Genomic DNA, 19,345 nt, shown 5'->3' on the forward strand with positions numbered 1-19,345 from the left:
AACCACACGCCGAGATTGTGAACGCTAGGAGCCTCTCTACCCTGAGGGATCGTGTCCGAGGGGTTCGGTACAGAGAACAATCCGATTCAATCCTGGTTCAACCCTGGAACACACACGGGTGCGGTATCGGCCTGGACAGTGCACACGATCCAAGATATATCAGCCAAGAGCCTGACCTGGTGCCTATAGAAATGGGGTAAGACCCCACGCAAGCAACCAGGCTTTCCCCGGTCAAGCAATCCACTTGCTTGCCCAATACGAACACACGTATCGCACCACCGGAGACACAGGCAAACGCCTCGCACACCGAGTATTCTTCGAACGTATCTACAAGGCTGAAACCGAAACCACCGTGCTCCAGCTCGCCGAGCCATTTGCCGAACTCACAGGCAGAACACCCACGTTCGCATATTTGGTGGCGTCAACCATAGTGCCCCTTGAGAGACTCGAGCTCAAAGTTTAATCGACAGACACCTTCGGTGCGGGGCACTCTCCAGGCGCGGGAAGAATTCCGCTCAGGAGATAGTCAGCAGCACGCTGGGTAGGACAGGTAAAGCTACCGGTGAGCCCGTGGAACGGGCCGGGCATGGTGAGCAAAGTTCCACCCGTCGCGCGAGCGACGGCTTGCGCCCCGGCCAGGGGCGTTCGAGCGTCTTTTGTGCTGTTAATGATCAGCGGTTTCGGGGAGTCCTTGAAGCTGAGGGTTCCGACGGGAGCACGCGTTGGCCACAGCACACAGGGTGCCCGGCTGGTGAGCACGTCGGCCTGCTCTTCCAGACTGAGACCCCAGGCTGCAAGACCCGCGGGAGAGGTGGGCCAAGTGAAGTCCGTGCAGAGGTAGGCGAGGTCTTGCGAGTACGAGGGAAAAGCAGGGTAAGACTTCTGCAACTCCGTCAAAGCAGCAGCGAATCCTTCTGCGATTTTCGGGTCGCGATCGGTTCCGTAGCTCGCTTTGGCCGTTTCAAGATCGAGAGAATCGTTCAGAGACCGCACAGGTCCGGAAACGGTTGGGTCCACGACACCGTCGAGGATCATAGTGCGAACCCGGTCGGGGTGTTCAGCGAGGTAGGCTTGCCCGAGAAGCGTGCCATAGGAGATGGCGAGCATGTTCACCTGGTCCACTTTGAGCGCTTCGCGCACAGCCTCCAGATCCCGAACTCCGGCTCGGATTCCGGCGGTGAAGACAGGATCTTCTCGATTTGTTTGACACTCAGCCAGCTGACGCTTGAGCTGTGGTTCGTAAGCTGACCAGTCCTCGTCAATGCTCGATGCTTCGAATGCCGGGGGGTCATCAATCTCGCAGGTGGTCGGTGAGCTTGCTCCGAAGCCGCGCCGATCGTAGCCAACGATATCGAAGTTGTCGCGGATGGATTGCGGGGCTCGGGCCGCGAAACTGGCCTGAAAGAGCGCCCCGGAGATCGTGGGGCCTCCGGGGTCAACGATGAGTATTCCGCGAGAGGTCTTTTCCGCCGGAGTAAGCGCTACCGCTAGGCGAACCTGCGTTGCGTTTTCGTTCGACTCCTGACCAACTTCGACTCCCATGCATTGGCGTTTCACTTGCCCGGGCAGCGGACAGTCTTTCCATTTTCCTGCAGGGTATGTGGCTTCCGGGAAGACCGTCGCAGCGGCGGAACCAGCGTTGAGGGGCGCGCAGGATACAAGAGGGATTGCCAGGAGCGCTACTAGCGCAGAGGCACCCACCCATCGAGAAATAGTGGGAGAGAAACGAATCATGCCATTCAGCTTTCCACGTCCTGAAAATCGATGCGTCGACCGTTGGTACTATTTACGTCGTTCTGAGGTGCCAAACTCGCGAGCTCGTATCCGGTCTTCATCGAAGCGGTAGTGCCAAGTGGTCGTAGCAACACTCTCTCCACGAAGGAGTCGCTCGAACCCTTCTCGCAGGGTCAGGAACCCAAACGTTTCACGGCTCTCCTCATGTTTCCGTGGCCCAGCCCCCTCCCGGGAGGCGAGCCGAGGGCTCCCGAGCGAGAGCATCGCGAGCGAGCTCAACGCTTCCGGGGACTTGAATCCAAACGCGACCCTCGTGATGAGGCGGATCTTTGTGCTCACCGGTTCAACACGCTCTTCTGTAACAGGATGAAGAATGATTCCACAGCAGCGTTATCCCCGGCCCACACACACCTCCGGACTACAAGTCGGTGATGTGGAATTCCTTAGTGGGCGAATCGGTGTCAATCCGGCCGCTACAGAGGTGGGGAAAAAATAGTCATAGGTCCACCGAAAACCCACGAAATCCGCTCAGTGGCTTTTCCCCGCAGACTGGAACGCATGCTAGCCGATCTATGTGCAGGAAAACCTGATAGCGACCTGCTCTTCACCTCACCGCTCAGTGGCGGGCATCTCCGCAGGCCCGACAGTGGAAGGATCACAGAGAGCAAGAAGACGCGGAAATCGTGGTTCATGCTTGCGCGGAAGCGAGTGGGTCTGTCGGAATTTTTTATCCCGCACGATCTGAGGCACACTGCCGCGAGTCTGGCAATTAGTGCCGGGGTAGATATTAAAGCGGTTCAGCGAATGCTTGGTCACGCCAGCGCTGCCATGACACTAGACACCTACGCTGACCTATTTGAGGATGATCTAGACGGCGTAGCGGAACGTCTCTCAGAGCGAGTTTTGATTTAAGTGTGGGCAAAATGTGGGCAAGCTCAGTTTTAAATGAAAAGAACCCCTGCTACTTCCCAGTTTTTTATAGGGAAGTAGCAGGGTTAGTCTGGTGCCCCTGGAGAGACTCGAACTCCCAACCAACTCCTTAGGACGGAGGTGCTCTTCCATTGAGCTACAGAGGCGAACCCTACAAGTCTAGCGATACACCAGATCAAAACGAAGCCCGCTCCACCGTGTGGTGAGCGGGCTTCGAAATGTTTAGAGCTTATGAGAAATCGGGACGAAATGCATTCGTGTATTTCAACGGGTTCGAGATTTCACCGCCGGCTACAACCGTAGAACCGTTGGTCCATCCTCCATGAACTCCCTGCCCGTTACCGAGGTAGATGAATACGTGCCCATTCCTGCCCACAACGTCACCTCGTTGAACCTCACTGACGGGAACCGCACGGCCTTTCACGCCCTTTCCCGTTGCAAGCTGCATGGGGGACTGATCACCAACGCTACGTCCCAGCACGGTAGCGTACGCATTCTCAACCAGAGCAGTGCAGTCTTGCTGCCTGCCCACCTGCGCTAAAGCCGCCGCAACAAAAGCCTCGGTACTGGACGAAACAGGAGCTGCGCAACTAGCGTCGGTACATCCCGCCGTAGCTCCACCGGGCGACGAGGTGCTCCCTCGCTGCTGAGCCGTAGCGCGGTTCGCAGCCGCTTCTGCCGCAGCCGTCTCTGCCGCAACACGCTCTTTCTCAGCCTGCTCCGCCGCAGCGATTTGATGCCCTGTGGTCACTTCAAAGGACTGCGCCTCAAAGGATTCGCTCACAACAACGCTGTCCGCCATGAGGCTCTGCAGACTGGCTTCAGGGATGTAGATACTCGTTTGCCCCTCAGGGAGTTCTGCATACGCGGGCAAAGCTAGTGTCCCGAGAAGCCCCGCGCTCAGGCCGAGGGCAACTCCATTACGAACAAGAGCACTCTTGCTCCAGGAACGCTTTTTAGCGGGTGCTTCGATTTGAGTTGTGGTTTCACGTCTGCTCAAAAAAGCCAACGGATGACCTCCAAAATTAGTTTCGATTCTTTGTTCGCCGGTTCTTGATAACTAAGCGGTTTTACGGGACCAAAAAGTTACACTGCGCAAGAGCCTACATGAAAATAACGTTTCCGTCACCTCGATTGAGTATTTTTACATTAATTCCACAAGCGCGCACCGCACCTCAGGCCTCATGCGTCGAGGTTGTCCCGCACCCTACTTCTCGCTGTTAATGAAGATGTGACCCGCAACCTCGTTGGGGAGTTCGAGGCCTTCGTCAAAACCGTTAATCTGCACTACAACGTATGAACCGCTACGGGAAAAAAGCCCCATGTTACCGGGAATAACGCCCGCCTGTTTCAGTTGTGCAAGGAGCTCAGGGTCCACCTGCGCGGGTTCTCCCAGGCGGCGGATCGTACCCGACACTGGACCCTCCGCATGAATAACGGCATCCACAATATTGACCACACCCTCAGAGAAAGATTCGGTCTCGGAACCGCCAATCTCCACAAGCCCCGGAATTGGGTTCCCATATGGAGATTCCTTGGGATCACCCAGTATGCTCATCAGCTTACGCTCTACCTGCTCGCTCATCACGTGCTCCCACCGGCAGGCTTCCTCGTGAACGTATTCCCACTCCAGACCGATAAGGTCACTGAGCAGTCGCTCCGCGAGGCGGTGTTTACGCATAACGTGCACAGCCTTACGGCGCCCACTTGCAGTGAGCTCAAGATGACGGTCCCCCGAAACCACTACCAAGCCGTCACGCTCCATTCGCCCCACGGTCTGCGATACCGTGGGTCCGGAGTGACCCAAACGCTCGGAGATGCGGGCACGAAGCGGCACAATATTCTCTTCTTCGAGTTCCAGGATGGTGCGAAGATACATTTCAGTAGTGTCAATCAGATCCGTCATGCTGCTCTCCTCAACTACACGCAATACACCCAACTTACCAAGACTAACTACAAAACATATCAATGCGAATTCTATGACCGGGGCATTCGCAATAGAATCATTGCATGTCACACAACGTGTTGCCCCCCCACCTTATTCCTTCCGACGGCCGTTTTGGCTGTGGTCCCTCCAAGGTGAGGCCCGAGCAGGTTGCCGCGGTTCACGCCATCGAAAAGACCATCCTGGGAACCTCGCACCGCCAGTCTCCGGTTAAAAACTTGGTAGGACAGGTTCGCGAGGGCTTAGCAGACCTCTTCCAGATACCCGACGGCTACGAGGTAGTGCTCGCCAATGGTGGCTCAACCGCCTTCTGGGACGCGGCGGCTCACTCTCTCATCGAACAACGCAGTCAAAACCTGGTGTTTGGTGAGTTCGGCTCAAAGTTTGCCGCGGCGGCAGCCACCCCCTTCCTCAACGCACCCGATGTTCGCAAGGCCGATGCGGGTTCCCTCGTGTCTCCCGAGGCTGTCCCCGGGATTGACCTTTATGCCTGGCCCCACAACGAGACCTCTACCGGAGTGATGGCTCCCGTACACCGAGTCCAGGGCGACACCGGAGCGTTAACCGTCGTTGACGCCACCAGCGCCGCGGGTGGCGTCAACTTTGATACGTCACAGGCTGACGTCTACTACTTTGCGCCCCAGAAAAACTTCGCCTCCGACGGTGGGCTCTGGTTTGCGCTTCTTTCGCCCGCGGCCATCGAGCGTATAGAGCGCATAGCCTCGAGCAACCGCTATATTCCAGAGTTTCTCAGCCTGGGGAACGTCGTAAGCAACTCGCGCCTCAACCAAACGCTTAACACCCCGGCGATCACCACCCTGGCTATGCTCAATAACCAGGTGCAGTGGATCCTCGACAACGGAGGTCTCGAGTGGGCATCAGCACGCACCGCCGAGTCGTCCGGCATTCTCTACGACTGGGTTGAACACACCGCTACCGCCACACCGTTTGTGAGCAATCACGCTCACCGCTCGCAGGTAGTTGTCACAATTGATTTTGCGGAGAGCGTCGATGCCACGGCCCTGGCAAAGCAGCTTCGCGCTAACGGAATTGTTGATACTGAGCCGTATCGCAAGCTGGGACGCAACCAATTGCGCATCGCAACTTTTGTCGCGATTGAGCCGGACGATGTGCGCACCCTCACGGGAGCTATCGACTATCTGCTGGAGCGTCTCTAAACAGGGTTCTCAAGCGGGGCCTCGCCACCGCTGCTCCCGTTTACCGGGAGGGATCTTCCTCGTCGTCGGAGTCCTCGTCGTCAGAATCAAGAACTGAGTCGACATCAACTCCATCGATCTCATCATCAAAGTCGCTGAAATCGTTCACGAGAATATCGTCTTCATCATCATCCTCGTCATCATCAAGCTCGAGTGCGGCTTCCTCAAGCGCAATCCGCTCTTCCTCCTCAAGCAGGGCCTGCGACTCAAGAAACTGCGCTAACCGCACCGACCACGGCACCCAATCGGGGGCCAATAGCGCGCCCTCGCCCGGGAGTAGCTCAACCTCCACGACAGTGGGGGACACACCCTCTGCCACCCTGGCCAGAGTTGCCGACCAATACCAGCCGGGATACCCGGGGAGCGTGGTTGTAAAGTGCAACGAAAGCACATGCTCTCCCTCCACCGTATAACCCATAACATCACCGATCGTTGACTCCGGCGTAATCTCGATCAGTGCCTTACGCGCCAATTCGTGTGCCGCAAGCAACACCCCGTCGGCAGCATACTCAATGACTGACAAGCCTGTGTCAGCACCGGATACGTCGCCGTCAGACACGTCAGCGTCGAGCATGTCACCACCAGGTAACTTAGCGTCGCCTACCTTAGCTACCGTCTCGTCTCCCGCAGCCTCCACACTGGAGATAGCATTTGCCTCAGGGGTCTCTTCCGGGTTGTCTTTAGGCATCGAGGTCATCCGCTATCCGCCGCAACATGGTTGCAATCTTTCGCGACTGCGCCGCTTCCGGGTAGTGTCCCGCTTTAAACCGCTCGCCAACACCGTCAAGCAGCTTCACTAAGTCTTCAACAATAACCGCCATATCATCTGCTGATTTGCGGTCTGCTCTCGTGCGCGGGGCGCGATGTGCGGTATCAATAACACGCACCGAAAGAGCCTGCGCTCCACGCTTACCCTCAGCAACACCGAACTCAAGCCGGGTCCCCGGTTTGACGGTAACACCCTGAGGCAACGCCGTGGCGTGCAAAAAGACCTCTTGCCCATCGTCTGATGCGATGAAGCCAAAGCCCTTATCCTCATCGTAAAACTTTACTTTGCCAGTAGGCATTGCACGTTCCTTCGTTTCTTGTGTACCGGTGAGATATGCGGGAGAATTACCCACAATACCCTTATGAACAGTCTATGAGTAAGGCGGCACAAAGCGGTATTCGTCACGGTAACCTCTCGGCGCAGGGCACAGCGACGGGACTCACACGCGAGCAGAAGTCACGGTAATATAGAGAGGATGATGTCAAAAGATCAGGGAAAACCCAGCCGTATTGAGCATGTTCTTGCCTACGCAATCGCAGTGATTATCGGCCTTTCTATACTCTCGTTTCTCTCTGTCCTGATCGCAAGCCTGCTCGGATTTGAGCGCAGCTCCTTTACACAAGGCGTATGGCCCATAGTAACTGCTGCCTCTTATGTGGGACTACCCCTGGGCTTTGTCCTAATAATGACACTCTTGATCCTAGGAATGATTCGACGACGAGCCCAGACACCCGATGCAAAAAAGGGGCGTCAAGAGGGGTAACCCTCATTTTGGTCCCGTATGACCAGCGTTCTTGCCCTCTCGCACCAGCTCAGCGCCCTCTCAGATGATGACCTTGAGCTCGTTCTTGAGGCCCGTGACATCTCCCCCGGCGGCATCAAAAACTTTTTGAACCTGGCCGAATCCTTGCTCGCACCGGAGTCACTCGACCGCGTCCTGAGCCGCCTGGATCGCAACGCCCTGGCCGCAGTTGCAATCCTCTTCAGCGCCCACCCTGACGAGCCGCCACTCTCCCTCGGCGAGATACAGGAGATAATAACCACCGCAAACCCGCAACACAAACTACCCTTTGACTGGGCCCGACGCACTGTCGGAAGCCTGAATACCCTCGCGCTCGTTCGCCTGACGGATACCGGAGTGCAGATTTGGCCGGAGGTCACCCAAGCGCTGACCCTGCTGCAGGAGAGGGGCGCACCCTCCCTACTGGAACTCACCCACCTGGCTCCACCCTCCGCGCTTGAGGCCGTTCCCATCGAACCCGTTGAGAACGCCGACCGCCACGCCGCCGAGGCGGCATTCTCTCTCCTCCGAACAACCCGCGACCTGGTAATTGAGTTACAAGATTCACCCGCCCCGGTTCGCAGCCGCGGCGGCCTCACCCTTCCCGCCAGCAAGCGGCTCTCCGAAACCTTACAGATAGACATTGATGACCTGCCCCTCACGATGAAACTTGCGGAACGCGCACAGCTCATCGTGGAAACCGCTGAAAGCTGGGTTACCCGTCCGGAAGCGGATGCGTGGCTTCTCCTCTCCCCGGCAGAACGCTGGGTCACCCTCGTATCCGCGTGGGCAGCCTCCCTCCCACCAAATATTCTCGAGACCCTAGCCCAACACCCACGTCACATCTGGGATGACGCTCTCGACACTCTGGTTCCCTGGCTATTTCCCGCCTCTGCCGACTTTGCAAACGCGCAGGCCCAATCAATTCGCGCGGAGTCACGCTATATCGGCGCGCTCTCCGGCAGCGCGGGGAGCAGCTTTACAAGAGCTCTCTTATCCGAGGGCCCCACAGCTGCAGCAGCAACACTCGCCCCCCTGCTACCGACCGAGGTTTCCCAGGTCTACATCCAGCCCGACCTGACAATTGTCTCTCCCGGGCCACTGCGTGCCGCCCTTGACCAACAACTACGCGGCATCGCCACCATCGAAAGCCGTGGACTGGCCCCCACCTATCGAATCACCGAGACCTCACTCTTCCGTGCGCTTAATCGAGGCCTTCACGAGGAAGAAATCCGATCCTTTCTCCGTAATCTCTCACTCACGGAGATCCCCCAACCGCTTGACTATCTCATCACAGAAGCCGTGCGTCGATTTGGCAGTATCAAAGTGAGCACGCTCCCCTCGGAGGCGTCGAGTGTCTCGCCCCTCACCGCCATCACAGCGAGTGATCCCCAGCAATTAGAAACACTGCTGGTCGATCGCGGGCTCCAGCACCTCTCACTAAAGCGTCACGATCAAGACACACTCATCTCTACCATGTCAGCACGCGTGGTTCTCCTCTCCCTACACGAGGCTAAATACCCCGCTGCACCGGGTGAAAACGAGCTTGTAGCGGCAAAAAACGACGCCCCCACAACCCCCTTCCCCGGCCCTTCCCCTGCAAGACAGGCAAACCCCTCCATCACACACCTCCGGGAACGGCTGCGTAATAACCAGCACTCCCACGAAAGCGACCCCGCAGCGGGAGGTCTGACGCATCAGCTCACCACCGCAATCAAGACCAAATCGCGGATCACGGTGAGTCTCGTCGCCCCCAACGGAACCACCCACAAATACACCATCTTGCCCACCAGCCTTTCGACTCAGCGACTGCGCGGTCTGGACGAGCTATCCGACGTTGAGAGGACCCTACCCCTCGCCTGGATCACAGGAATCGAACCGGCAGAGAGCTAATTCTCGGCCACTGCGCGTATTATGGTTCCTTATGTCTACCGGACCACTCATTGTGCAGAGCGACCGAACCGTTCTTCTTGAGGTCGCTCATCCCGACGCAGAAGATGCACGGCACGATATCGCCGTGTTTGCCGAACTCGAACGTGCACCCGAACACATGCACACCTACCGCATCACGCAGCTGGGTCTGTGGAACGCGCGTGCGGCAGGACACACCGCCGACGAGATCCTTGGCACACTCACGCGATACTCAAAATTTGATGTTCCCCAATCGGTTGTGATCGACATCACCGAAACCATCGGCCGTTATGGGCGCCTCGTTATCGAACGAAGCCCCGAGGGACAATTAATCATTCGCTCGGAAGACGAAGCCGCACTAAACCAGATCTCACGCAGCAAACGTATTAGTTCTTTACTCGGCGAACGGGTAGCGCCCGACACATTTGCGATTGAACCCTGGGCTCGTGGCCAGCTTAAACAGGAGTTGGTCAAGCAGGGTTGGCCCGCGGAGGACCGAGCCGGTTACACTCCCGGAAAACCCCACGAGATATCCCTCACTGATGATTGGCAACTGCGCGGATACCAGCTCAAAGCTATTGAAAATTTTCAGAACGGCGGTTCCGGTGTGGTGGTTCTCCCCTGCGGTGCGGGTAAAACCCTGGTGGGAGCGGGAACTATGTCGGCAATCGGCACAACAACCCTGGTCCTGGTTACCAATACTGTCTCGGCAAGACAGTGGCGTGACGAGCTACTCAGACGCACCGACCTCACCGAGGAAGACATCGGCGAGTATTCGGGCCAGCTGAAAGAGATCAAGCCCGTGACCATCGCCACCTATCAAATACTCACGGCTAAGCGGGGAGGAGTGTACACCCACCTCTCCGTGCTTGATGCGCTTGACTGGGGTCTGATCGTCTACGACGAGGTTCACCTCCTACCCGCCCCCATTTTTAAACTCACCGCAGACCTACAGGCACGCCGCCGCCTAGGTCTCACTGCAACACTCGTCCGTGAGGATGGCCGGGAGGGAGATGTTTTCAGCCTGATCGGACCCAAACGCTACGATGCTCCCTGGAAAGAGATTGAGGCACAGGGGTATATTTCTCCCGCCGAATGCTTTGAGGTTCGTGTTGACCTTCCACAGGCTACCCGCCTGGAGTACGCTGCTGCGGCCGACAACGAACGCTACCGCCTCGCCGCAACTGCTCCCGCCAAGCTAGACACGGTTCGTCACCTCCTCAAGAAACACGAGGGAGAACAGATCCTCATCATTGCCCAGTATCTTGACCAGATTGAAGAGATCGCAAACACACTCGAACTCCCCAGCCTCACCGGCTCAACTCCGGTCGCCGAGAGAGAAGAACTCTTCCAGCAGTTCCGCGAGGGCACGATTAAAGTTCTTGTTGTCAGCAAGGTCGCAAACTTCTCGGTTGACCTCCCGGATGCCTCGGTTGCAATCCAGGTTTCCGGATCCTTTGGTTCGCGCCAGGAGGAGGCACAACGGCTCGGTCGGCTACTGCGCCCGAGCAGCACGGGCCACTCGGCATCGTTCTACACCCTCATTGCCCGCGATACGGTTGATCAAGATTTCGCCCAGAATCGGCAGCGTTTTCTTGCCGAGCAGGGATACTCCTATACGATTCTCGATGCGTCCGCTGTTGTGTCCGCCACAGAACTTACACGATAACCTCACACCATAAAAATAGCTGCGGAATAACGAAGACACAGGTTACTAAAAAGAGCAAAAAAGAATTTTTCAGCCAGTATTCAGCAAACCATCAGATAATGACTGCATGAACAATGGACCGCGCATACTCGTTGTCGACGATGAACCAAACATCCGAGACCTGGTCACCACAAGCCTGCGTTTTGCCGGATTTGGGGTGCGAGCCGTAAGTAACGGTGCCCAGACAATTTCCGCAGTTCTCGAAGAAGAACCGGATCTCATCATCCTTGACGTCATGCTGCCCGACATGAACGGCTTTAGCGTAACCAAGCGTCTTAGGGCTGCGGGCTATACAGCTCCCATCCTTTTCCTCACGGCAAAGGACGACACCGAAGACAAGATCACGGGTCTCACCGTGGGCGGCGACGACTACGTCACCAAACCGTTCAGCCTGGACGAAATTGTTGCCCGAATCAAGGCGATCCTCCGCCGTACTATTCAAGACGAAGAGGACGCCCAAATCGAGGCGGGTCCGCTGCGCATGGATCAAGACACCCACGAGGTCTATGTGGGTGATGTGAGTGTAGAGCTGAGCCCCACCGAGTTCAAGCTGCTACGCTACCTCATGCTGAACCCCAACCGAGTGCTAAGCAAAGCCCAAATCCTAGACCACGTGTGGGAATACGACTTCAACGGTGATGCCGGGATTGTCGAATCATACATCTCATACCTCCGCCGCAAGCTGGAGCAGCACTCCGACAGTCCCCTTATCCAGACCAAGCGTGGCTTTGGCTACATGTTGAAAGTGGATCAGAAGTCGTAACACGACACGCGCGAAAGCGTGATTTTATGAGGCGCTGGGAATCTATCTCTCTCCGCACAAAGATTACCGGGGTGACGGTACTGATTCTCACCTTCGGTATTCTTATCGTGGGCACGGGAACCATGATGATTCTCCGGCCTCAGCTGGAAGCCGGGGTCGATAAATCGGTGCAGGCATTCGCCATCGACCCCACTCCAGCGCTTCGTCCCGGAACAAACCTTAATAACTTGACTCGAGACGATGTTATCAATGCCCCCCGCAACAATTACGTTGCCGTGCTTGACGGAAAGGGAGACCTCGTCTACAACAATTATTTTTATGCACAAGAAGCTTCCGTTCCACTGATCGCCCCCGGCTTCACCACAGAATACGTGCAAAATTTAGGCACTCAAACATTCCGCCTCCAGCAGGAAAACTCCAGTGTTGAGTGGAGCGCCATTTTTAAACCTATTGCCACCCGCGACTCCAGCGAAAGCCAGGCAACACTCGTTATCGCGAAGTCTCTGGCAGACATTGACGAGACCATGGTGCACTACATCTCCATCTTTTCGGGTTTTGGGATTACCGTTGTAATCCTCGGTGCCGTTCTCACCCGCATACTCGTCACAAGCGCGTTCGAACCCCTGCACCAGGTAGAGGCTACGGCCGACGCCATAGCTGCCGGTGATTTTAACCAGAGAGTACCCAGCAGCGAAGAAAACACCGAGGTCGGTCGCCTCGTTCGCGCCCTCAATACCATGCTCCGACACATTGACTCCGCGCTTAATGACCGCGCAAAAACCATCAATCAGATGCGCCGCTTTGTGGGGGATGCCAGCCACGAGCTTCGCACCCCCCTGGTTTCTGTGCGCGGATATGCGGAACTCTACCGAATGGGAGCCTTCCAAAAACCCGAAGATGTTACCCAAGCAATGGATCGCATTGAGAAGGAAGCGATCCGCATGGGCACTCTTGTCGAAGATCTGCTCGCCCTTGCCCGGCTTGACGAAACTAAGCCGCTCGAGAAACTTCCCGTAGATCTCGTTCCGCTTGCCAAAGACGCGGCCCTCGACGCTATGGCGCAACAACCCGCCCGGGAGGTTCGGGTGCTTGTCTCGGACACCGTCGTGGGAGACGCAGAACCCTCCTCGGGCAACACTCTCACCCGGTCCGCAGAAACAGAAAAATCCGGGACAACCCAGCCCAGCACGGGAAGCATCGCCTTTGCCACCGCAACAATCGCACGACTCCGCCAAATGCGTATGCGTAAAAGCTCGCTTGCCGATACTCAACCGCTAAGTAAAGTCCCCCAGAACCAAACAGACAACACCGCTTCTGAGCATGCTAACCCCGCGGCTAAGACAACACCGACCCAACCGGTACAGGCCGTTATTCGAGGGGATGAAAACAAGATTCGCCAGGTTATGACCAACCTGATCGGCAATGCAATCCGTTTTACAGACGACAATAGTCCGCTTGAAATTGTTATCAGCGTTAACCAGGTTGAGAAAACCGCAACGTTTGAGATTGTAGATCACGGAGAGGGTATCCCGGAACAGATTCGAGAGAAGATATTCCAGCGATTCTGGCGGGCAGACACCTCACGCACCAGAGAAACGGGAGGCAGCGGTCTAGGACTCGCAATCGTCTCCTCAATTGTGGCCGCACACAACGGCACCGTGAGCGCGCACGAGACCCCGGGTGGAGGAGCAACCTTCCGGGTGACGCTCCCCCTCGATACCGAAACAGTACAGCAGAGTGGCGAGAAAACCCCCGAAAAGCCCCAGCTCAAATCTACCCCTTAGCTCCGCTGGTATAAAGGTAGAGAATCTGTGAGACGAGATGGCCGCCGTCGATACCCCTCAGACGTCAAAGAGCCACACTAAAATTGCTAGATGCACAAGATAAAAGGCGAACTTATAATCCGGCCGACCTCCGGATCGATGGAGTACCCTGCACTCGTCGAGATCTGGCGCAGCGCCGTCGGCGCAACACACGATTTTCTTAAGGAAGCCGATTTCGAGCGCATAGAAAGCAGTCTTGTCTCTGCTTATTTCCCAGCAGTAGCCCTCATTGTGGCGGAGCTTAATGGGGAACCGGTTGGTTTTACCGGCTTTTCACACAACAGTCTCGAGATGCTTTTTGTCTCGCACTCAATGCGCGGCAGAGGAATCTGCAGCGCTCTCTTGGCCGAGGCAATTACGCTACACGGCGTGACCAAAGCCGACGTGAACGAGCAGAATCCGAGCGCACGCAGCTTCTACCTCAATCACGGCTTCACACAGGCGGGCCGCAGCGAAATCGACGGAGATGGTCGACCATATCCGATCCTTCACCTAGAGCTTTCCACACCACCCGAATAATCAAAGAAACCGCCGTGCTCATAACGCAAGAAGCGGTTTACACGATCGATGCTTTTCGCATGTTAGCCGGTGGCGACATAGCCAGGAAGCTCGGATTTCAAAGCATAAAAACAGCAATAGATACAAGGCGGGGTGGATACCCATGAGGGTGGCCCGCCCCGCCTTGAGCGTGAAGCGTTTTTTCACGGAGAAGTCCGTGTAATCCGTGGGGTGTTTGGAGAATCGGGAAGATTTTTCCCAACTGTTCCGAAAGAGCAAAAAAACTCAAGCATCCGGGGGCGCAGCAGCTTGGAATGTACAGCCGTCACTCGTTACACGTGCGTAGTCCGGTTTCCCGTTAGTTGGGGAGGTGCCAAATGCTACCGACCATGTTGGGGGTTCCCCCATAGATCGCGTCAAGAGGCAGGTAATTGCGGTCATTATTGTGACCCGCAAGCTGGATGTTAAGATTACCCGCATCGTCTGTAACCCGGGTAACAGTCATTGAGTGGTCCATTCCCAATTGTGCCATGCTAGGGGCGCCGTTGTAGGGAACAGCCCAGGGGTCTACTCCCCCCAAATCCTGAGGGTCCAGTCCCGCACCAAGGCCCTCAGGACTTACTCCGGACCCCATACCATCCAGTCCTTCGCTCCGTGTGCTCGGCGCATTGTTCCAGGTAAATGTAACGATGTCCCCGACCTTAACTTTACTCAGCGTGGCTGCGTCCCTGTTCAGGTCGGAACGGGTTATACCAAATTCACTCTTCACATCCATCATCCACTGTGTAAAGCTCCGAACGTATGCCCACGAGGGTGTTGCCCACCCGTTACTCGGATCTAGCTTTCCATGGGGTCATTAAACGGATTTTTTGTGGGGTTTGCGGCAACCCAGTCTGCATATTTGTTGTACCACTCTGCTCGTGCCCCCTTTTCGGGCCCTAACCATTCAAAGAGGGCAGCAGACACAAAGTTAGCGCAGTCTCCACCAACTGCGTTCCAGTTGCCGTAGCGATTGCTATCGTACTTGTTCCAATGGGCAAGAGTGTAGGACATCTGACGCCCGCGAGGCGTGAGGGCATCGTACTCATACTGATTTCTCAGCTCAGAACTCTTCCCGTCCGAATACTTAACCTTTACGGTAACAAGACCTTTTTGGTAATCCGGCACCACTTGATTATTGGCGTTTCCTCCCTGTACACCATGGTGAGGAGGCGTTACTACTTTTACCTCGGACGGAGAAGTTGAGTCAGGAGTAACGCACTTCTCTCCGAAACAAACCTCGGTGGTGTCCTGAATATGATAACCAGAGAGGGTGAGAGCCTGCCCTCCCATCACATCACCCTTTTCCTCAGAGAGCGCTAGGGGAATCCGGATCGGGATTGGGTTGGCGATCGCAATGCTCGGCACACTGGTTATCGTGATACTGGTTGCGAACGCAAGCGCAATCGCAGTTTTAATTTTCATACGCATATATTCCCTCGAGTGATTGTCAGAAAGTCGGGGGGGGGAGAGAGACATAAACATGATACACAAACGAAGGACAGTGTAAATCCACTCGAGAACGCCCTTTAGATATTTCCAGAAAGTGCCGGCTACACATGAGTAAAATATTTGTACACTCCGCACAATTATCCTCGTGAGACACAAAAGCGGGGCGAATCCCCGTGAGGGAACCGCCCCGCTTTCTCGCGTAAAACGCTTCTGGGATTAGAAGTCCATACCACCCGTGGGATCTGCTGCGGGTGCGGGAGTAGCCTCCGGCTTCTCCGCCACAACGGCCTCGGTGGTGAGGAAGAGCCCGGCAATCGATGCGGCATTCTGCAGAGCGGAACGCGTCACCTTTGCGGGATCAATGATTCCTTCGGCGCTCAGGTCACCGTACTCACCTGTTGCGGCGTTCAAGCCGTGACCAACGGGCAGACTACGAACCTTTTCTGCAACAACCCCGGCCTCCAGGCCAGCGTTCAACGCAATCTGGCGCAGAGGAGCCTCAATGGCAACACGTACAATGTTCGCGCCGGTTGCCTCATCGCCCTGAAGCTTCAGGCTCTCAAACACGGCGGCACCGGCCTGGATCAAGGCAACACCACCACCGGGAAGAATACCCTCTTCAACGGCGGCCTTCGCGTTGCGAACGGCATCTTCGATGCGGTGCTTGCGCTCCTTGAGCTCAACCTCTGTTGCGGCTCCGGCCTTGATAACGGCAACACCACCAGCGAGCTTAGCCAGGCGCTCCTGCAGCTTCTCGCGGTCGTAGTCGCTATCGGTGTTCTCAATCTCTTTACGAATCTGAGCCACGCGACCGGCGATGGCATCGGCGTCTCCGGAACCCTCCACGATTGTGGTCTCGTCCTTTGTAATAACAACTTTGCGTGCGCGTCCAAGAAGGTCGAGCGTTGCGTTCTCCAGCTTGAGACCAACCTCTTCGCTGATAACCTGTCCACCCGTCAGGATGGCGATATCCTGCAGCTGAGCCTTACGACGATCTCCAAATCCGGGGGCCTTGACCGCAACAGACTTAAAGATTCCACGGATCTTGTTCACAACGAGAGTTGCAAGAGCTTCTCCATCAACATCCTCAGCAATGATGAGGAGCTGCTTGCCCGACTGGATAACCTGGTCGACGATGGGGAGCAGATCCTTAATGTTGCTGATCTTGGAGTTAGCAATGAGGATGTAGGGCTCCTCAAAGACTGCCTCCTGGCGGTCGGCATCGGTCACGAAGTATGCCGAGAGGTAGCCCTTGTCGAAGCGCATTCCCTCGGTGAGTTCAAGGGAGGTTCCGAGAGAGTTAGACTCCTCAACGGTAACAACACCCTCTTTGCCCACCTTGTCGATTGCCTCGGCAATGATCGAGCCGATCTCTTTGTCTGCAGCAGAGATGGATGCGGTAGCCGCAATCTCCTCGGTGGTCTCGATCTCTTTAGCGTTTGCAAGAAGCTGGTTAGTGATAGCCTCTACAGCCTTCTCAATTCCGCGTTTGAGGCTGATCGGGTCGGCACCGGCAGCAACGTTGCGCAGCCCCTCACGCACGAGAGCCTGGGCAAGAACGGTTGCCGTAGTGGTACCGTCACCGGCCACATCATCGGTCTTTTTCGCGACCTCTTTTACGAGTTCGGCGCCGATGCGCTCATAGGGCTCATCGAGTTCGATCTCTTTGGCGATTGATACGCCATCGTTGGTGATGGTGGGGGCGCCCCACTTCTTTTCGAGTACAACGTTGCGACCGCGCGGGCCGAGCGTTACCTTGACCGCGTCTGCGAGCGTGTTGAGTCCACGCTCAAGACCACGTCGGGCTTCTTCGTCAAAAGCAATCATCTTTGCCATGTGAGTATCGTCCCTCCTGGACGTTCAAAGAATTAGGTGGAAATTAGCACTCACTCAAGGCGAGTGCTAAAGACAATTCTGGCACTCGTTGCCCGAGAGTGCAAGTGACCACAATCACCATGCTTATTGAACGCTCACGGTGCCCTCTGCCGCGGGAACAAGCTCAACCCACGAGTTTCCGGGAGCCAGTTTAATAACGTTTCCCTCAGAATCGTTAAACACTAGGGATTCGTCACGACCCGCTTTTTGCCAGGTTCCGGCAACAGCCTTGCCGTTTGTAATGAATGTGGCCTCTCCGCTTCCCTCCAGAACGGTCTTGGGAACCTCCCCCATTTCAACGGGAACCCGCAACACGATCACATTGGTGGCGGTTATCCGATTACCCTCGGCGTCGATATCCGGGGTGTCTTCCTGATTGCGCTGGTAAAGCCCACTCGCCTCATCCCACTCCCACGAGGGAAAACGTATATTAGAGAACCGCATACTCACGAGCGAAGCGGGGGTTCCCACGGTAGCGGCGGTGGAGGAGGCTCCGTCGCTCGAGTATTCAAATTGCTGCTCGGGCGCAGGGAGCTCGCTGTAATCTGCAATCGCCTCCTGCGCGCGCAGAATCACATTGTGCGGTGCAATGCGCGCATTGTCCCGATAAAAATGTGTTTGATCCTGGTCAAAAACCAGGTTTTCTACCGGGGCTGCCTTCATCAGATCCACAAATTGCTGCTGTCCCCCCGAGTACACGATCACTCCGCCAAGGGGTGAGACGATATCCGGGTCCATCGGCCTGATCGACCTCACCGGTCCGATCAGTTCAGGGATGCTCGATTGCCACACTGCCGCGTAGCGCGTGTATCCGCCCTCAACAAGCTCTTCAAAAACCAGGTCAGTGCTGTTCAAGCCAATGTGCGGACGGGCAGACTCGTGATTATCGATCTTAACCGCCAGTGAGGGGTTGGTGGCCTCACCCTTCTGAACCTCCGTGCCACGCAGGGGAGCAAAAAGCGGCTTCTCCTCAATAACAGCGGGCTCACTCGTATTTTGAGCGGATTTTGACTCAGGCGCACACGCAGCGGTGAGGGCCAGGGTAGCGATAGCTATTCCCGCAATAATTGATTGCCGGATAAAAAGACGTTTAGAGGTCACTGGTAGATTGTTCCTGTTCTCTACACTATTCAATACGGACGCAATATTACGCTATCCGATTGCCACCACGGAATGCACATCACAGCAGCATTCAAGAGTAAATAGACGGTAGATTATCAGCCAATCGCGACGATTTTAAGGCAACTCAAACTGAGTTCCCAGGCGAACAACCAATTGGGTATCCAACGATTCTTCCTCTTCTGATAGGTAGTACTGAAGCCCGCCCAACTCGTCTGCAAGACCTTTGGCGAGGCCTTCATCTCGCTCCGAAGAATAAAAGATGGCGCTCTGAGCAATATCGTTTTCTGCCGATTGCCCCTCAAACACCACCGTTCCGAGTTTATTCGTGGCAATAAAGCTTGACACCTGGGATACCAGGGCGCTGTTTCCGCTTCCATCAAGGATGGCAATTGTCGTGGACTCCTCAGTCCGTGCCTGTACAGAAGGCTCAGGGCTAGCCGTCGAGACAGCAGCCGGACCCGAGGTGCGTGGCAGAGAAACATTACCCGGCCCGATAACTAAAAAGATAATTCCCACAACGGTGAGAACGACCACCGCTATCGCAGCCCAGAGAAAGTAGATCCAGCGCGCGGCGCGGCGCGGCGCGGCGCGATGCGCCCCCACCCGTTTTCCCATGTTGGGGTTGTCAAAAGGGTCTGCAAGATAGGAGTGGGGAGAGGCCTCAGAGGAGGGGTCATCCGACGCTGCCCCCTCACCAAGCGATGCACGGGAGGAAGCATCCTCTACTTCTGCTCTCGCAAAATGAGGATCTCTATCGCGTTTTTCCATTTAGCAGCAT

Annotated in this window: 17 protein-coding genes, 1 tRNA gene and 2 pseudogenes; 8 read left to right on the top strand and 12 right to left on the bottom strand. The window is 56.0% G+C overall.

Annotated elements, in window-relative coordinates; all coding sequences use genetic code 11:
• Window positions 1–459: 459 nt before the first annotated feature.
• Both FrondiHNR_RS11095 and FrondiHNR_RS11100 read right to left on the bottom strand, forming a co-directional pair.
• Complete coding sequence (locus FrondiHNR_RS11095; protein ID WP_279352808.1) at window positions 460–1,734, bottom strand: alpha/beta fold hydrolase; 1,275 nt, start codon at window positions 1,732–1,734, stop codon at window positions 460–462.
• A 249-nt stretch (window positions 1,735–1,983) separates the two neighbouring features.
• A pseudogene (locus FrondiHNR_RS11100) lies at window positions 1,984–2,109 on the bottom strand (ISL3 family transposase); the annotation flags it as partial.
• Between the two features lie 183 nt (window positions 2,110–2,292).
• On the opposite strand from FrondiHNR_RS11100, the gene FrondiHNR_RS11105 reads away from it, so the two are divergent.
• Window positions 2,293–2,646, top strand: a complete 354-nt coding sequence (locus FrondiHNR_RS11105) for a tyrosine-type recombinase/integrase (protein ID WP_279352834.1) — start codon at window positions 2,293–2,295, stop codon at window positions 2,644–2,646.
• Between the two features lie 89 nt (window positions 2,647–2,735).
• Here the strand turns inward: FrondiHNR_RS11105 and FrondiHNR_RS11110 are convergent.
• The 3 genes from FrondiHNR_RS11110 to FrondiHNR_RS11120 form a co-directional block, all read right to left on the bottom strand.
• Window positions 2,736–2,810: transfer RNA gene (locus FrondiHNR_RS11110), tRNA-Arg, on the bottom strand.
• An 83-nt stretch (window positions 2,811–2,893) separates the two neighbouring features.
• A complete protein-coding gene (locus FrondiHNR_RS11115; RefSeq protein ID WP_279352836.1) occupies window positions 2,894–3,673 on the bottom strand; it encodes an NlpC/P60 family protein in 780 nt (259 codons plus the stop codon).
• A gap of 198 nt (window positions 3,674–3,871) precedes the next feature.
• On the bottom strand, window positions 3,872–4,570 hold the full coding sequence (locus FrondiHNR_RS11120) for a metal-dependent transcriptional regulator (protein WP_279352837.1): 699 nt from the start codon (window positions 4,568–4,570) through the stop codon (window positions 3,872–3,874).
• 104 nt (window positions 4,571–4,674) lie between these two features.
• Here FrondiHNR_RS11120 and serC point away from each other — a divergent pair, with 104 nt between their 5' ends.
• Entirely contained in the window at window positions 4,675–5,787 is a 1,113-nt protein-coding gene (serC, locus tag FrondiHNR_RS11125; RefSeq protein ID WP_279352838.1) for a phosphoserine transaminase, read from the top strand.
• A 40-nt stretch (window positions 5,788–5,827) separates the two neighbouring features.
• Here serC and FrondiHNR_RS11130 read toward each other — a convergent pair whose 3' ends face one another.
• Window positions 5,828–6,514: a DUF3027 domain-containing protein gene (locus tag FrondiHNR_RS11130; protein WP_279352840.1), complete on the bottom strand. Its 687-nt coding sequence runs from the start codon at window positions 6,512–6,514 to the stop codon at window positions 5,828–5,830.
• Window positions 6,507–6,893, bottom strand: coding sequence for a cold shock domain-containing protein (locus FrondiHNR_RS11135; protein ID WP_279352841.1), 387 nt, complete (start codon window positions 6,891–6,893; stop codon window positions 6,507–6,509). The genes FrondiHNR_RS11130 and FrondiHNR_RS11135 overlap by 8 nt, the downstream gene beginning before the upstream one ends.
• Window positions 6,894–7,073: 180 nt before the next feature.
• Between FrondiHNR_RS11135 and FrondiHNR_RS11140 the strand changes: the two genes are divergently transcribed.
• From FrondiHNR_RS11140 to FrondiHNR_RS11165, 6 genes are all read left to right on the top strand, one after another.
• The gene (locus FrondiHNR_RS11140) at window positions 7,074–7,358 is read left to right on the top strand and encodes a hypothetical protein (protein ID WP_279352842.1); all 285 of its coding nucleotides are present in this window, start codon (window positions 7,074–7,076) and stop codon (window positions 7,356–7,358) included.
• Between the two features lie 18 nt (window positions 7,359–7,376).
• Window positions 7,377–9,269 (top strand): helicase-associated domain-containing protein, encoded by a 1,893-nt coding sequence (locus FrondiHNR_RS11145; protein WP_279352843.1) that lies wholly within the window; start codon window positions 7,377–7,379, stop codon window positions 9,267–9,269.
• 31 nt (window positions 9,270–9,300) lie between these two features.
• Window positions 9,301–10,956 (top strand): DNA repair helicase XPB, encoded by a 1,656-nt coding sequence (locus FrondiHNR_RS11150; RefSeq protein WP_279352844.1) that lies wholly within the window; start codon window positions 9,301–9,303, stop codon window positions 10,954–10,956.
• Between the two features lie 106 nt (window positions 10,957–11,062).
• The gene (locus FrondiHNR_RS11155) at window positions 11,063–11,758 is read left to right on the top strand and encodes a response regulator transcription factor (RefSeq protein ID WP_279352845.1); all 696 of its coding nucleotides are present in this window, start codon (window positions 11,063–11,065) and stop codon (window positions 11,756–11,758) included.
• Between the two features lie 26 nt (window positions 11,759–11,784).
• Complete coding sequence (locus FrondiHNR_RS11160; RefSeq protein WP_279352846.1) at window positions 11,785–13,542, top strand: HAMP domain-containing sensor histidine kinase; 1,758 nt, start codon at window positions 11,785–11,787, stop codon at window positions 13,540–13,542.
• A 90-nt stretch (window positions 13,543–13,632) separates the two neighbouring features.
• Window positions 13,633–14,100 (top strand): GNAT family N-acetyltransferase, encoded by a 468-nt coding sequence (locus tag FrondiHNR_RS11165; RefSeq protein ID WP_279352848.1) that lies wholly within the window; start codon window positions 13,633–13,635, stop codon window positions 14,098–14,100.
• 337 nt (window positions 14,101–14,437) lie between these two features.
• Here the strand turns inward: FrondiHNR_RS11165 and FrondiHNR_RS11170 are convergent.
• From FrondiHNR_RS11170 to FrondiHNR_RS11190, 5 genes and pseudogenes are all read right to left on the bottom strand, one after another.
• Window positions 14,438–14,887 (bottom strand): annotated as a pseudogene (locus FrondiHNR_RS11170) (amidase domain-containing protein); the annotation flags it as partial.
• Window positions 14,888–14,916: 29 nt separating this feature from the next.
• A complete protein-coding gene (locus FrondiHNR_RS11175; RefSeq protein WP_279352850.1) occupies window positions 14,917–15,543 on the bottom strand; it encodes an amidase domain-containing protein in 627 nt (208 codons plus the stop codon).
• A gap of 243 nt (window positions 15,544–15,786) precedes the next feature.
• Entirely contained in the window at window positions 15,787–17,406 is a 1,620-nt protein-coding gene (gene groL, locus FrondiHNR_RS11180; protein ID WP_279352851.1) for a chaperonin GroEL, read from the bottom strand.
• 123 nt (window positions 17,407–17,529) lie between these two features.
• Window positions 17,530–18,546, bottom strand: coding sequence for a DUF3048 domain-containing protein (locus FrondiHNR_RS11185; protein WP_279352853.1), 1,017 nt, complete (start codon window positions 18,544–18,546; stop codon window positions 17,530–17,532).
• A gap of 135 nt (window positions 18,547–18,681) precedes the next feature.
• Entirely contained in the window at window positions 18,682–19,335 is a 654-nt protein-coding gene (locus tag FrondiHNR_RS11190; RefSeq protein ID WP_279352855.1) for a LytR C-terminal domain-containing protein, read from the bottom strand.
• Between the last annotated feature and the right edge of the window lie 10 nt (window positions 19,336–19,345).

Origin of the sequence: Lysinibacter sp. HNR, from assembly GCF_029760935.1 — a bacterium.
In the GTDB taxonomy this organism is placed as follows: domain Bacteria; phylum Actinomycetota; class Actinomycetes; order Actinomycetales; family Microbacteriaceae; genus HNR.

Bases quoted from the DNA above. Each gene is read 5' to 3' on its own strand.
- FrondiHNR_RS11150 (WP_279352844.1), top strand. From the start codon at position 9,301: ATGTCTACCGGACCACTCATTGTGCAGAGCGACCGAACCGTTCTTCTT.
- FrondiHNR_RS11120 (WP_279352837.1), bottom strand. From the start codon at position 4,570: ATGACGGATCTGATTGACACTACTGAAATGTATCTTCGCACCATCCTG.
- FrondiHNR_RS11145 (WP_279352843.1), top strand. From the start codon at position 7,377: ATGACCAGCGTTCTTGCCCTCTCGCACCAGCTCAGCGCCCTCTCAGAT.
- FrondiHNR_RS11165 (WP_279352848.1), top strand. From the start codon at position 13,633: ATGCACAAGATAAAAGGCGAACTTATAATCCGGCCGACCTCCGGATCG.
- FrondiHNR_RS11155 (WP_279352845.1), top strand. From the start codon at position 11,063: ATGAACAATGGACCGCGCATACTCGTTGTCGACGATGAACCAAACATC.
- FrondiHNR_RS11130 (WP_279352840.1), bottom strand. From the start codon at position 6,514: ATGCCTAAAGACAACCCGGAAGAGACCCCTGAGGCAAATGCTATCTCC.
- FrondiHNR_RS11135 (WP_279352841.1), bottom strand. From the start codon at position 6,893: ATGCCTACTGGCAAAGTAAAGTTTTACGATGAGGATAAGGGCTTTGGC.
- FrondiHNR_RS11140 (WP_279352842.1), top strand. From the start codon at position 7,074: ATGTCAAAAGATCAGGGAAAACCCAGCCGTATTGAGCATGTTCTTGCC.
- FrondiHNR_RS11160 (WP_279352846.1), top strand. From the start codon at position 11,785: ATGAGGCGCTGGGAATCTATCTCTCTCCGCACAAAGATTACCGGGGTG.
- FrondiHNR_RS11175 (WP_279352850.1), bottom strand. From the start codon at position 15,543: ATGAAAATTAAAACTGCGATTGCGCTTGCGTTCGCAACCAGTATCACG.
- FrondiHNR_RS11190 (WP_279352855.1), bottom strand. From the start codon at position 19,335: ATGGAAAAACGCGATAGAGATCCTCATTTTGCGAGAGCAGAAGTAGAG.
- FrondiHNR_RS11095 (WP_279352808.1), bottom strand. From the start codon at position 1,734: ATGATTCGTTTCTCTCCCACTATTTCTCGATGGGTGGGTGCCTCTGCG.
- serC (WP_279352838.1), top strand. From the start codon at position 4,675: ATGTCACACAACGTGTTGCCCCCCCACCTTATTCCTTCCGACGGCCGT.
- FrondiHNR_RS11105 (WP_279352834.1), top strand. From the start codon at position 2,293: ATGCTAGCCGATCTATGTGCAGGAAAACCTGATAGCGACCTGCTCTTC.
- groL (WP_279352851.1), bottom strand. From the start codon at position 17,406: ATGGCAAAGATGATTGCTTTTGACGAAGAAGCCCGACGTGGTCTTGAG.